Annotated in this window: 14 protein-coding genes; 8 read left to right on the plus strand and 6 right to left on the minus strand. The window is 41.5% G+C overall.

Annotated elements, in window-relative coordinates; translation table 11 throughout:
• Positions 1 to 99 precede the first annotated feature (99 nt).
• Positions 100 to 315 carry a hypothetical protein gene (locus G399_RS0102300; protein ID WP_006009289.1) on the minus strand — a complete coding sequence of 72 codons (216 nt, stop codon included), beginning with the start codon at positions 313 to 315 and terminating at the stop codon, positions 100 to 102.
• A gap of 595 nt (positions 316 to 910) precedes the next feature.
• Between G399_RS0102300 and G399_RS0102305 the strand changes: the two genes are divergently transcribed.
• On the plus strand, positions 911 to 1,150 hold the full coding sequence (locus G399_RS0102305; protein ID WP_006009290.1) for a hypothetical protein: 240 nt from the start codon (positions 911 to 913) through the stop codon (positions 1,148 to 1,150).
• Between the two features lie 121 nt (positions 1,151 to 1,271).
• On the opposite strand, the gene bamJ is transcribed toward G399_RS0102305, so the two are convergent.
• Positions 1,272 to 2,075 (minus strand): BamJ family beta-barrel-assembly machinery protein, encoded by an 804-nt coding sequence (gene bamJ / locus G399_RS0102310; protein ID WP_006009292.1) that lies wholly within the window; start codon positions 2,073 to 2,075, stop codon positions 1,272 to 1,274.
• A 99-nt stretch (positions 2,076 to 2,174) separates the two neighbouring features.
• Here bamJ and G399_RS0102315 point away from each other — a divergent pair, with 99 nt between their 5' ends.
• Together G399_RS0102315 and G399_RS0102320 are read left to right on the plus strand one after the other, a co-directional pair.
• Positions 2,175 to 3,152, plus strand: a complete 978-nt coding sequence (locus tag G399_RS0102315) for a WD40 repeat domain-containing protein (protein WP_006009294.1) — start codon at positions 2,175 to 2,177, stop codon at positions 3,150 to 3,152.
• Positions 3,153 to 3,177: 25 nt separating this feature from the next.
• Positions 3,178 to 3,429 carry a SlyX family protein gene (locus G399_RS0102320; RefSeq protein WP_006009296.1) on the plus strand — a complete coding sequence of 84 codons (252 nt, stop codon included), beginning with the start codon at positions 3,178 to 3,180 and terminating at the stop codon, positions 3,427 to 3,429.
• A 96-nt stretch (positions 3,430 to 3,525) separates the two neighbouring features.
• Here G399_RS0102320 and G399_RS0102325 read toward each other — a convergent pair whose 3' ends face one another.
• The 3 genes from G399_RS0102325 to G399_RS0102335 form a co-directional block, all read right to left on the minus strand.
• On the minus strand, positions 3,526 to 4,218 hold the full coding sequence (locus G399_RS0102325) for a rhomboid family intramembrane serine protease (RefSeq protein ID WP_026843377.1): 693 nt from the start codon (positions 4,216 to 4,218) through the stop codon (positions 3,526 to 3,528).
• A gap of 79 nt (positions 4,219 to 4,297) precedes the next feature.
• Positions 4,298 to 4,975 carry a spermidine synthase gene (locus tag G399_RS0102330; RefSeq protein WP_006009300.1) on the minus strand — a complete coding sequence of 226 codons (678 nt, stop codon included), beginning with the start codon at positions 4,973 to 4,975 and terminating at the stop codon, positions 4,298 to 4,300.
• A gap of 137 nt (positions 4,976 to 5,112) precedes the next feature.
• Entirely contained in the window at positions 5,113 to 5,316 is a 204-nt protein-coding gene (locus G399_RS0102335) for a YheV family putative zinc ribbon protein (RefSeq protein ID WP_026843378.1), read from the minus strand.
• A gap of 238 nt (positions 5,317 to 5,554) precedes the next feature.
• Between G399_RS0102335 and G399_RS0102340 the strand changes: the two genes are divergently transcribed.
• The 5 genes from G399_RS0102340 to G399_RS0102360 all read left to right on the plus strand — a co-directional run bounded on the left by G399_RS0102340 (position 5,555) and on the right by G399_RS0102360 (position 10,914).
• On the plus strand, positions 5,555 to 7,525 hold the full coding sequence (locus G399_RS0102340) for an ATP-binding cassette domain-containing protein (protein ID WP_006009304.1): 1,971 nt from the start codon (positions 5,555 to 5,557) through the stop codon (positions 7,523 to 7,525).
• Positions 7,526 to 7,622: 97 nt separating this feature from the next.
• Positions 7,623 to 8,678, plus strand: a complete 1,056-nt coding sequence (locus tag G399_RS0102345; RefSeq protein WP_006009306.1) for a hydrolase — start codon at positions 7,623 to 7,625, stop codon at positions 8,676 to 8,678.
• Positions 8,675 to 8,881, plus strand: a complete 207-nt coding sequence (locus tag G399_RS0102350) for a YheU family protein (protein WP_006009307.1) — start codon at positions 8,675 to 8,677, stop codon at positions 8,879 to 8,881. The genes G399_RS0102345 and G399_RS0102350 overlap by 4 nt, the downstream gene beginning before the upstream one ends.
• Before the next feature lie 79 nt (positions 8,882 to 8,960).
• A complete protein-coding gene (locus G399_RS0102355) occupies positions 8,961 to 10,328 on the plus strand; it encodes an MFS transporter (protein WP_006009308.1) in 1,368 nt (455 codons plus the stop codon).
• A 214-nt stretch (positions 10,329 to 10,542) separates the two neighbouring features.
• Entirely contained in the window at positions 10,543 to 10,914 is a 372-nt protein-coding gene (locus G399_RS0102360) for a glutathione S-transferase N-terminal domain-containing protein (RefSeq protein WP_026843379.1), read from the plus strand.
• Between the two features lie 231 nt (positions 10,915 to 11,145).
• Here G399_RS0102360 and G399_RS0102365 read toward each other — a convergent pair whose 3' ends face one another.
• Entirely contained in the window at positions 11,146 to 11,622 is a 477-nt protein-coding gene (locus G399_RS0102365; RefSeq protein WP_006009312.1) for a MarR family winged helix-turn-helix transcriptional regulator, read from the minus strand.
• Positions 11,623 to 11,635 lie beyond the last annotated feature (13 nt).

The raw sequence follows: 11,635 nt of genomic DNA on the forward strand, positions 1-11,635 counted from the left end.
AAAGGCAGCCCCTGCTTTATTGGGTCTGCCCTTTTTGTTTTTACGCATCAATAATTGCAATTGCTTTGTGTACAGCGAAGTTGCATAAAACTGACATTGCTAAATTTCAGTGCCATCGTGTTGATTAGCTAAGTCATCAAGATCAGAACAGGTATAATCAAATTTGCCTACTTCATACTCATATGAAACGGAGACTGAATTGGATGCTTTAAATAGTTTAGCTTTCACTTCTGCTTTTGACCAGTGCTTGAGTTCGTTTAAAAAACGATTGGCAACTGATGCCGAGGAGAACTGATAGCGAATTTCATTGAGCATGGAATAAAGCTTATTTGTGCATTGAATGGATGACCATCTTCGTCATTTTGGCGCTTGAGTCAAGAAAAGATGAGAGAGTGCTGTAACACTCGCTATTTTATTCTGAAACATTGTAATCATCACGAGATGGTAAAGCTGATCCATAGCGGCAGCGTTGATTTAAGACTAATGTCTCTCATAGCTTGAATTTGTAAATAATAGTTTATTTTTCGTTCGTTTAATATGGCTCTTCTGACCGTGCCTTATAACTGCGGAGTAAATATAATATCCAAGGTAAGCATGATTTGTTGACGTTTTGGTTTATTTAATCATTCATTCTTTTAGAAAAAGAGTATAAATTAATAATTTAACTGCTTAAAGTTTAAACAATTAAATTGAACTAAAAGTAAAGAATGTAAACTAAAACATAGTAATATTCGTACAAATTTTCCAAGTACTGGTGAAAGTTGACTAATTGCGGTTAGAACAATTTATCTTCAGTCCATTGTAATGATGATTTAGAAAATCGATAACGTGTCATCACTGGGAAGGAGCCCGAAATTCGAAGTACATGCTGTTTACTGAGAGGTAGCCGCATTAATGAGGTGAACTAGGAATGCATATACAGCATCAAAACACAGAGCATCTACAGCAAATACCTGTGGGGCAACAATTTATTTTGTTTTTTGGATTTGTAACCTTTATTACAGGTTTGATTTGCTTTGGCTATGCGCTGCTAGCGTCGTTTTTATTGCCTTTTTCTAGCCGTATTCTGCTTATAGCTTGTATTGGCTTGATAGCTGCTTATTTAGGTAGAAAAGCATTGAGACGAGGCAGACAAGAAATAACCCTCTAACACATAATTCTAATGCTGAATTAAAGGGTTATTGTTCACAAAGTAACACCTATTCAGTGTCACCCGCCTACATTTTCTGTTGCCCGCTACAATTAATATTTCTGCATTGGGCAAGGTGTTCTTATTGCTCAGTCGCTGCTGCTTCAGACTCGGTAACTTCGAGTAGTTCCACTTCAAAAATAAGTGTCGAGTTTGGAGTGATCTTACCCGTTGCGCGTTCTCCATATGCCATATCTGATGGAATAGTAAAACGATACTTAGACCCTACTTGCATTAGCTGAACACCCTCAGTCCAACCTACAATTACGCGATTTAATGGGAAGGTAGCAGGTTCTCCGCGAGCGTAAGAAGAGTCAAACTCAGTACCGTCTAATAAAGCACCTTTATAATGTACTTTTACCGTTGATGTTGGAGAAGCGGGGCTTTTACCATCGCCTTGGGTTAGCACTTCATACTGAAGCCCCGACTCTGTCGTTACAACACCTTCTTTTTTAGCGTTTTCGGCTAAATAAGCTAAACCTTCCGAGATATTAGTAGCAGAGGCGTTGGTCGCTTTTTCATCTTGCTTGGTTTGTAGTAACTCATCAGAAGCACGGGTAAAAGCTTGTAATTCAGGCACAGTGTACTTGGTAGCGTTAGCTAGACCGTCTTTAAAGCCAGCCATTAATGCGGCTTCGTCATGTTCAATACCAAGATCGGTTTGTTGCTCTAATCTATTTTGAGCGAATAAACCCATGCTTGCGCCTAATGCATATGAATATTTTTCTTTTTCAGTACCATAAACGTCTTCTTTTTCGCCCGTTACTGCCTCGTTAACTTCTGTTGAAGCAGCCTCAGTAGCTGTTTTGTCAGTTGCTTCTTGTTTTTGACAGGCAGTCAAAGCCAGTGCTGCCAATACTGCTAGGGCCAATGTAGCCTTTTTCATTCTATTTTCTCCATAATCAGCTGTATGCTGTTAGTTGCTATTCAAGATATACTACGCTAATAGTAAACGTGTGAAACTAAAAGCGAAACCCATTTTTAAATGAATAAGACAGTCTTTTTACTTTTTTGTTGCCTTTTTGTACTTTTTTGTACAGGTTGCTCTATTCCTGAAACTGAGCCTGATGCTATATCATCTGTTTCAGAAAGCGGCGTGTACTCGGCAGATATTAGTAATTCAGGCGATTTTGCTGTAATTTCCAGAGTTAATGCGGATATTTCGGTATGGTCACTAACACAAAATAAGACCTTATTTAGTTGGCGACATCAGGAGAAAGGTCGCAATATCGTGGCTAATATTCATATTTCAGCTGACGAAAGCCATGTTGTAACCGCAGACAATGAAAATTTTGCATTGTGGAACAAGGCCAGTGGCGACCCCGTTGGTTTTTGGCGAATAGATGAGTCTTCTATTCGTGATATTGCTGTTAGCAATCGAGGCCGAGGCATTTTGGTGGGTAAAGCGAATGGCAACGTTATGTTTTTTGAGCCAGAGACTGGCCGCAGTCTCGAGTTTTTAGGGCATGAAGAAAAGGTAAATAGCGTAGATATATCGCCCAACGGAAAGTATGCATTGAGTGGTGGCAATGATTACAAAGCGTATTTGTGGAGTACGGAAAGTGGCCAAATCATTCATGTTTTCAATCATGCTAATCGAGTCACGAAGGTGGTTATTGACGACCAAGCGCGATTCTTGTTTACTTCCGATAGCCAAAGCGACAGTCAGATTTGGGATGCACAAACAGGTAAAGCTATTAGTCAATTGCACTTTATTGAACGGCAATGGGTTTTTACGAGCGCAAAATTTTCTGATGATGGCAAGTACTTACTAACAGGATCACCAGCAAGAAGACTGGCGCTGTGGGATGTTAATACAGGGGATGTGGTAAAAGAGTGGCGTGTTGCACCTTCGAATGGACCCGCGCCACAATCTGCGGTTGTTTACGGCATTGGCCTGATTGGTAATGAAGTTGTATCAATTTCGAGTAGTGGCAACCTTGAGCATTGGGCTTATAAATAACAAATAAACTGAACGAGAGCGAAAAGTGACGGATAAGAAAGCGACAAATATATCAAACGAAACCATTGAGCAGATGAAGGTAGCCATCGAACAGCTTGAATTTAAGGTCGCTTATCAAGAAGATAATTTTGAACAAATGAATGAAATAATCACAAATCAACAATTTATAATTGATCGCCAAGCGCACCTTCTAAAAGGGGTAGTTGATAAAATTAAAACCATGCAAGTTGCTGACTCTGATAACGATCAAGGAGATGATTTACCACCGCATTATTGAGTGCTTATATTAAACGTAATCGCTTGGAAATCATGCTCAAAGTAACGAACTCAAAATAGTAACTGCAAAACAGGAGAGGTTTTTACGTGCATGTTATTATTTTTCCTCTTTAATGGCTTGATTACCGTTTTTAGTATCGGAGCTTAGTAATTGTTCTTCCATTTGCCACGCATCGCCAATGATCGGATCGTCTGCTTCAGGCTGCTTTTCCCACTCGTACTTTTTCATCATTGGCTTGGGATCGAGTGAATGCCAAAGTAGTGCGCACAACGCACCGGAAAGTGCGCCAAAGAAGTGATATTCGAATGATATACTAGCTTCTCTTGGGAAAATAGTCATTGTCATACCACCGTACAAGAAGAATGCGGTCATCATGATTGCGACCGAACGTTTGTCACGACGGAAAATACTAACCACCAATAGATAAAAGAACACACCGTGTGTTAACCCGCTGGCTCCAATATGATAACTTTCTCGACCAAATATCCAAACCCCAACACCGGACAGTAGCCATACAGTTGCTAAAACTCGCCAACGACTCTTGGGATAGCCATACAATAATAATGTACCCAATATAAGCATAGGAAGCGTGTTATTAAATATATGTTCAAGGGAGCCGTGAATTAGCGGGGCTGTCAATATTCCTATTAGACCGTGCCAGGTTTGCGGGTAAACACCCAGCCAAGAGAGGTCGATAAGAAAGATAAATTCAGAGGACTTTATACACCATACAATACCCACTGCAAAAGCGGTTATTAGCATACTGTTTTTAAGAGACGATTTTATCATTTAATATATTTGAGGGCAGATGCTAAAATAGCAAGGCGCACAATTGGCGTTATATAGACTCACGTCATAAACTTTGTCGCTAGCGCTTTTTGGCAAGAAATATGGTGTGCTTACTGCCCTTTCCCTTGCGCGATCTGGCAATTCGAGTGCTCACTTCATATCCTGCTTTTTTAAGCCGTGTAGTAAACAGATAGTCCGGTCCTGCTGACCATATTGCCAACATACCTTTAGGTCGCAACACTGTATAAATATCTCGTAGGCCCGGTAAAGAATATATCCAATTATTGTCAGAGTGCGTTAACCCTTCTGGGCCATTGTCAATATCCAACAAAATAGCATCAAATGTGGGTTGATGAGTTGTAAGGAGCTCTCTTACATCGCCCATGTGGACCTTTGTGCGCGGGTCGTCCAGCGGATTGTTGGCGCAATTCCCTAGTGGCCCTCTATTCCATTCAATAACCTCAGGAATTAATTCTGCCACTGTGACCTGAGAGCTTGTAGAAACCATCCTAAGAGCTTCCGACAGGGTGTATCCCATACCCAACCCGCCGACCAATACCTTGCTAGTTTCTGTCAACTTTATATGTGCACAGCCCATTTGCGAGAGCTCTTTCTCTGAGTTATAAACCCGGCTGTTCATCAACTCACCGCGGATACCTGACAGACGAATAGAAAATTCTTCAGCTCGCTGAGAAAATGTTAATTCGCCGCCATTGTTAGGAATGTGTGCTTTGCCTAGTCGAACCCATGGGATCATATTACGCCTTAATAGCTTTGTGGGTTATGTGAAGTGACTTCCGGCGCAGAATAAATACCAACTAATGCACCCATTCTTAATGACATAGGAGTAGTGTATTGCCATTATGTTTTTACTTAACAGAGCGACTTTATTTGCTAAGGTTTGAAAATCCCAATAACGCTCTCGGATGGCCGTGTAGCGGCAGCAACTTTGGGATCAGTTTGAGTTTCTTTGAAGTCGCACTTAACACACGCCAGTTTCTCAACATTGTGCTCGAAATATAACATCAGTGAATCCTGGCTTTTGCATGACGGGCACGTTGCACCTGCAATGAATCGCTTACGGTTTTTATTACTCATAACCCTCTATACTAATGACCTATTTTGGGTAGTATACGCCCTTGTCTGTGTAACAGTGCAAAAAGTTCCTAATTTAACTTTCTGACAAGCAATATTTATACAAATTAGGCGCAAACGAGAACCAAGCCAGAAGTAAACAATGTCTGCTTCTTTATTGTTCTTTTGACCTAGACTGTTGAATGTTATCCTATGTATACAGGCGGCCCTGCATAATTCGTTAAGAAGCTATAACTAAGACATGATTCAAATACAAAATTTGTCGCTACAACGCGGTGTAAAAGAACTAATTAAACAAGCCAATGTTGAAATCTATCCGGGTCACAAGGCCGCGGTTATTGGTCCGAATGGCTGCGGAAAATCAACTCTGTTTGGTTTGCTTCGAGGCGAGATACAACCAGATATGGGAGACTGCCTAGTGCCTAAAGGCTGGCATATTGTGTCAGTTGCGCAAGAGACACCCGGTACGGACCGTTCAGCAATTGATTATGCGATTGATGGTGATGCTAGATTACGTCAATTACAAACCGATTTGGTGAAAGCAGAAATGTCACATAATGGTGACAAGATCGGTCATCTGCATGATTTACTCGCACAAACGGGTGCTTATGATGTTGAGGCTCGAGCATCTACTATTCTGTCTGGACTGGGCTTCAAAAACGAACAACTTCAATTGCCGGTTAGTCATTTTTCAGGTGGTTGGAGAATGCGTCTAAATTTGGCTCAGGCTTTGTTATGTGATTCTGACTTGCTGTTATTGGATGAGCCAACTAACCACCTTGACTTAGATGCGGTAATTTGGCTAGAGACTTGGATCCAGCGTTATAAAGGCACACTACTGCTTATTTCGCACGACAAATCATTTATAGATGCCTGTGTGAACAACATTGTTAGTTTTGAACAACAAAACCTCATCAGCTACTCTGGTAACTATTCAAGTTATGAGCATCAGCGATCGGAGCGCATGCGTTTGCAAGCCAGTGAGTACGAAAAGCAAGAACGTAAAAAAGCCCATTTAAACTCTTTTATTACTCGTTTTAAGGCTAAAGCAAGCAAAGCAAAACAAGCGCAAAGCAGAGTGAAGCAACTCGAGAAGATGCAGGATATTTTACCCGTACACCAAACTTCAGGGTTTCAGTTTTCATTTAAGCCACCTGAAAAATTACCTAATCCTTTGGTGCGAATGGAAGAAGTGCAGGTGGGTTATGCTGATAACATTATTCTCAAGCAAGTGAAAATGAACTTAGCTCCTGGCAGCCGCATTGGCTTATTGGGTAAAAATGGCGCGGGTAAGTCTACTTTTATCAAATTATTAGCTGGCGAACTGCAACCGTTGCGCGGCGAATATGCCACCTCAGCGGGCTTAACTATCGGTTATTTCGCCCAGCATCAGGTTGAGTTATTGCACTTAGAAAGTTCAGCTTACGAGCATGTTTTCAGATTAGACAAAACTCAAACTGAACAGCAAGTCAGGGACTACTTAGGTGGTTTTGGTTTTCAGGGTAATGATGCCTTAAAAGCAGTTGCACCGATGTCGGGTGGTGAAAAAGCCAGACTGGTCTTAGCACTTGTTGTGTTTCAAAAGCCAAATCTGTTGTTACTTGATGAACCAACCAACCATTTAGATATGGAAATGCGACATGCATTAACCTTCGCGTTACAAGCTTTTGAAGGTGCGATGGTATTGGTATCACATGATAGATTTTTGTTATCAACAGTGTGTGATGAATTTTATCTTGTCGATGCAGGTGGTGTGAACGTGTTTGATGGCGATCTCGATGATTATAAAAAATGGTTGTTTAGTGCTGCGGCTAGTAATAAAACTGCGGATAAACTAACGACTGCATCAACAAATAATGTCACCACTGCCATTGTTCAACATTCAGAAACTTCAGCGCAAAAAGCGAATAGTGATGTCGATAAGAAAACGCGTAAGCGAATGGAAGCCCATTTTCGCCAAACCACGAAGCAATTTCGCGACGTGATCAGCAAGGAAGAAAAGCGAATGGAAACGTGTAATCAACAATTAAGCAAGCTAGAAACTGAATTAAGTGATGCAAGCTTGTATGATGCAGAAAACAAAAAAAGACTTAATGAAGTATTAAGTAACCAAGCTGGCTGCAAAGTTGAGTTAGAAGCGATTGAGCTGTCATGGCTTGATGCACAAGAACAATTAGAAGCAGCTTCGGCAGAATTTGAGAAGAGTTTGTAGGCTGATGAATGGTGCAATATGCTGGCAGTATTTTCCGCAAATGGTGGTTAATAAAACCAAGCAAGGCAACAATAGTTGATTAATATGGTGGGGAAGCATGTTTAGGAGCAAATTCGGTAAGGTAGTATCGTCTACATTTCAGGCACCCAGTTGGGCTCGCAATGCACATGTTCAAACTATTTGGCCGCGTTACCTGATTAAAAAGCCAGAGTTAAATACACAGAATGAACGCATCAGCACACCCGATGGTGATTTTTTGGATATTGCTTGGTGTCTGCCTGACGATATCCTAGCACAAAGCGCAAAAGGTGTTGTGGTGGTATTCCATGGTCTTGAAGGCTCGGTTAACTCGCATTATGCAAGACACCTTATAAATCGCATAAAAGAAGACGGTTTTATTGTCGCCCTAATGCATTTTAGAGGCTGTAGCCACGAGTCAAATATGACGCCACGCGCCTATCACTCTGGAGAAACAGTTGACCCGATACAAACGATAAGCCATGTTAAACAGCGTTATCCCAACTTGCCCGTATTTGCCGTTGGCTATTCACTGGGCGGCAACATGTTGTTAAAGCTACTGAGTGAAACCGCTGGGCAAAAAGTGCTTTGCGCCGCCGTGGCCGTCTCAGCGCCATTATTGCTGGCCGAATGCGCACTTCGAATGCAGCGTGGATTTTCACGTTTGTATCAGCACTACTTACTTAACAGTATGAAAAATAAATTGCTGGAAAAAATGCGGTTTCTAGATATCCGTCGTTCGTTGAACATCGACGAAAGCAAAGTAAAAGCCTTGTCTACTTTTAGAGAGTTTGATCAGGATGTCACCGCAAAATTACATGGTTTCGAGGGCGCAGACGATTATTATGCTCATTGTAGCGCCATGTCGATGCTTAAGAATATAACCACCAACACCTTGGTATTGCATTCCAGAGATGACCCATTTATGACTGAAGCGGTGGTGCCAAGTGAAAATCAGTTATCCAATTCAGTAGCTTATGAGTTAAGCGAAAAAGGAGGTCATGTTGGTTTTTTGCATGGCACGCCTTTTAGACCAAAGCTTTGGTTGCAAGAGCGCATATCCGAGTTTTTGGAAGAACAGCATCAACGAATTTTAGCCGCCGAAACAACAAAGAAAACTGAGATGAACGTATGATCATTCCCGCTGACTCCATTGACAATGAAACACTACAAAGCCTGGTTGAAAGCTTCGTTTTGCGCGAGGGCACAGACTATGGTGAAGTAGAAATTAGTATGCAAGAAAAAGTGGATCAGATTATTGAGCAACTCAGGCTGGGTGATATTGTAATCGAATATTCAGAAGAACACGAAAGTGTGAATATTATTAAAAAACCATAACGCCATCGTTATCAGTTACAAACGCCATTAGATACTGTAAAAGCGGCTTATTTTCACCTTATAACTTTTGGAACCCGTATTGTCACGACTCCCCGTTACTACCATCGCACTAATTGCAGTTTGCACTGGCTATCTTATTGCACCAATGGGCTTGGCTGCAGTGAATGTAGCGATCCCTGTTTTAGCTGAAGATTTGCAAGCAAGTGCGACAAAAGTATCTTGGCTACCAACCTTGTACATTTTAGCTAACGTTGCCTTTATGCTGCCTTTTGGCAAATTAGCCGATAATTTTGGCAGGAAACGTATCTATGCTCTGGGGCTTTCACTCAATGCTCTAAGCGCGTTCATGTGCGCAATAGGTACCAACATTGATTGGATTTTGTTTTGGCGTTTCATTCAAGGCGCCGCCGGTGCTATGATTTTTAGTACTGGTGTGGCGATTATTACCTCAGTGACTCCCTCTAAGAAAAGAGGCGCTGCGCTAGGTTTTTTGGCTGCTTGTGTATATATTGGTCTTACTCTCGCCCCTGCAGTGGGTGGTTGGCTAACCGAATTATTAGGCTGGCGTGCGGTGTTCTATTTTCAAATTCCACTGGTTATCGCCCTACTAATATTTATAAAATATAAGCTGCATGGCGAATGGAAAAACCAACATCACTCACGATTTGACTGGATAGGGTCGGCTATATTTATTACTTTTGCCTGCACCCTAGTTTATGGCTTAAGTAAATTACCGAGTCTGTTAGGTGTCGGTTTACTTGCCTCGTCTTTACTGAGCTTAGCGGCTTTTATCGTGCATCAAAGTCGTGACAAGCAACCCTTGATCCGGGTGCAGATGTTTCGTGAAAGTCGAGTATTTAGTTTATCCTTATCTACCTCGTTCTTAATGTATGGCAGTAACTTTGCGATTATCTTTTTGCTTAGTTTATATTTACAATATATTAAAGGTTTTGGTCCCGCGTATGCTGGCCAAATTTTGTTGATGCAGGCGCTTTGTATGGCAATTATGGCGCCTATTGCGGGTAAGCTAGCAGACCGCTTTCAACCTAGAATAATTGCCACGCTAGGCTGCGCTATCGTTGCCGTCGGTTTTATGTTTCTTATTCAAATTGATACACAAACAACTGCGTTTTATATCGGCGGTTCACTCGGCTTAGTTGGTTTAGGTTTTGGCCTGTTTTCAACACCCAATAACAGCGCAATAATGGGTGCGGTGAAGGAACAAGAAGTTGGTGTCGCCTCCGCATCCATGAACTTATCGCGGACGATCGGGAATTTAGTTGGTATGAGTTTGGTGAATTTGATGATGCACTATTACATTGGAGACGCTAATTTTGGCCCCGAGAGCAATCCAGCACTGATGAGCACGATTTCTTTAGCTTTATTGATGTCGCTTTCTTTTGTGATCGTAGCGACTGTTATTTCTGCTGTAAGGGGAAAGCAATAGAACCGTTCTTACCAGCGACCACGGAGGTCCAATCAGGTGCTATTTATAATCAACTATCAGTCAACCCAGCTACCAAGACAACGTACCAAAAGCCAAGATACTTTACACAGTAATGCAAAATAGTGTTTATTCAGTATTGCTCCTGCATATAGTTTTAAAGCAGTTTTAGGTATACTCGATCATTCTGATTTTTATCACCCATAAAGTAGTGTAAATGAGCTTCATAATTTCCTTAATTCGTAACTTACTCGGTGGCATCATGGTTTTTTTTGATGTTATCACGCGCGGCGCAAAATTAAAGCGCACCAGGGAGGCACAACAGCAAGTTGAAAAAGACGTAGCAGGACTAACACTTTATCAATTTTTCGCCTGTCCTTTTTGTATTAAAACTCGACGAGCAATGTACAAAATGAACCTACCTATCGTTAAGCGTAGCGCATCTAAGGGGTCGCCATACCGCGACGAATTGCTGCAAGGTGGCGGCAAAATAAAAACCCCTTGTTTGCGCATTGAAACGGCAGACGAGGTAACATGGTTGTATGAGTCTTCGGAGATTATTAAGTATGTGCAGCAGCGCTTTAAATAGCGGTATTACCGGGTATTTATAGGGACTTAGGAGCAACGGTATCAAACCAACCCATGGCCGGCGCGATTAAAATCTATGTAATACCCGTAAGCACAAACCGAAAACCCTAAAATGAGTCATTTCGACCCATTTAGTGATGTTGTTCAACGAGCTTCGTACCCAAAAATAGTGTATGAGTACACAAAGTAGGAAACTCGTCTTACAAAATAACTCTATTGCTTGAGCTTCATTTTATTTTTCAATAATGTTTCCAACTTCGAGAATGGGTGAAGCGTCGACATGTTGCGCATCCATCATTAACGCAATGCGTTGCAAGGTCGCTACCATTTGGCTTTGCTCCCATTCTTCCATTGCTTTAAAGCGATTGGTAAAATGTTCTTGTAATGGCAATGGAGCCGTCGACAGAGATTGTTCACCGTCTTTTGTTAAAAATACACCGACCTTTCGTTTGTCTTCTGTGCTTCTGATCCTTTCAACTAGATTTCTCGCTTCCATGCGATCCAGAATATTGGTGACAGTAGCCGAACTAAGGTTAATGTCTTCTGCGATTTCTCGCACCATCACACCTGCTTGTTTACCCACCTTTTGTAATATCATTAATTGTGGGCCTGTTAACCCCACTTCTTTACTCAATTGGCGTGACCGCATACCAATAGCGCGAATGATTTTCCTTAACGCTACTAGCAATTCTTCGTCTTTTTTTAACATTGAACTGAATTCT

The organism is Brumicola pallidula DSM 14239 = ACAM 615, assembly GCF_000428905.1.
Lineage (GTDB): Bacteria > Pseudomonadota > Gammaproteobacteria > Enterobacterales > Alteromonadaceae > Glaciecola > Glaciecola pallidula.

Excerpts from the sequence above, each read along its gene's own strand:
- G399_RS0102325 (WP_026843377.1), bottom strand. The coding sequence starts at position 4,218 with ATGATAAAATCGTCTCTTAAAAACAGTATGCTAATAACCGCTTTTGCA.
- G399_RS0102305 (WP_006009290.1), top strand. The coding sequence starts at position 911 with ATGCATATACAGCATCAAAACACAGAGCATCTACAGCAAATACCTGTG.
- G399_RS0102330 (WP_006009300.1), bottom strand. The coding sequence starts at position 4,975 with ATGATCCCATGGGTTCGACTAGGCAAAGCACACATTCCTAACAATGGC.
- G399_RS0102315 (WP_006009294.1), top strand. The coding sequence starts at position 2,175 with ATGAATAAGACAGTCTTTTTACTTTTTTGTTGCCTTTTTGTACTTTTT.
- G399_RS0102335 (WP_026843378.1), bottom strand. The coding sequence starts at position 5,316 with ATGAGTAATAAAAACCGTAAGCGATTCATTGCAGGTGCAACGTGCCCG.
- G399_RS0102360 (WP_026843379.1), top strand. The coding sequence starts at position 10,543 with ATGAGCTTCATAATTTCCTTAATTCGTAACTTACTCGGTGGCATCATG.
- G399_RS0102350 (WP_006009307.1), top strand. The coding sequence starts at position 8,675 with ATGATCATTCCCGCTGACTCCATTGACAATGAAACACTACAAAGCCTG.
- G399_RS0102365 (WP_006009312.1), bottom strand. The coding sequence starts at position 11,622 with ATGTTAAAAAAAGACGAAGAATTGCTAGTAGCGTTAAGGAAAATCATT.
- G399_RS0102340 (WP_006009304.1), top strand. The coding sequence starts at position 5,555 with ATGATTCAAATACAAAATTTGTCGCTACAACGCGGTGTAAAAGAACTA.
- G399_RS0102300 (WP_006009289.1), bottom strand. The coding sequence starts at position 315 with ATGCTCAATGAAATTCGCTATCAGTTCTCCTCGGCATCAGTTGCCAAT.
- G399_RS0102345 (WP_006009306.1), top strand. The coding sequence starts at position 7,623 with ATGTTTAGGAGCAAATTCGGTAAGGTAGTATCGTCTACATTTCAGGCA.
- bamJ (WP_006009292.1), bottom strand. The coding sequence starts at position 2,075 with ATGAAAAAGGCTACATTGGCCCTAGCAGTATTGGCAGCACTGGCTTTG.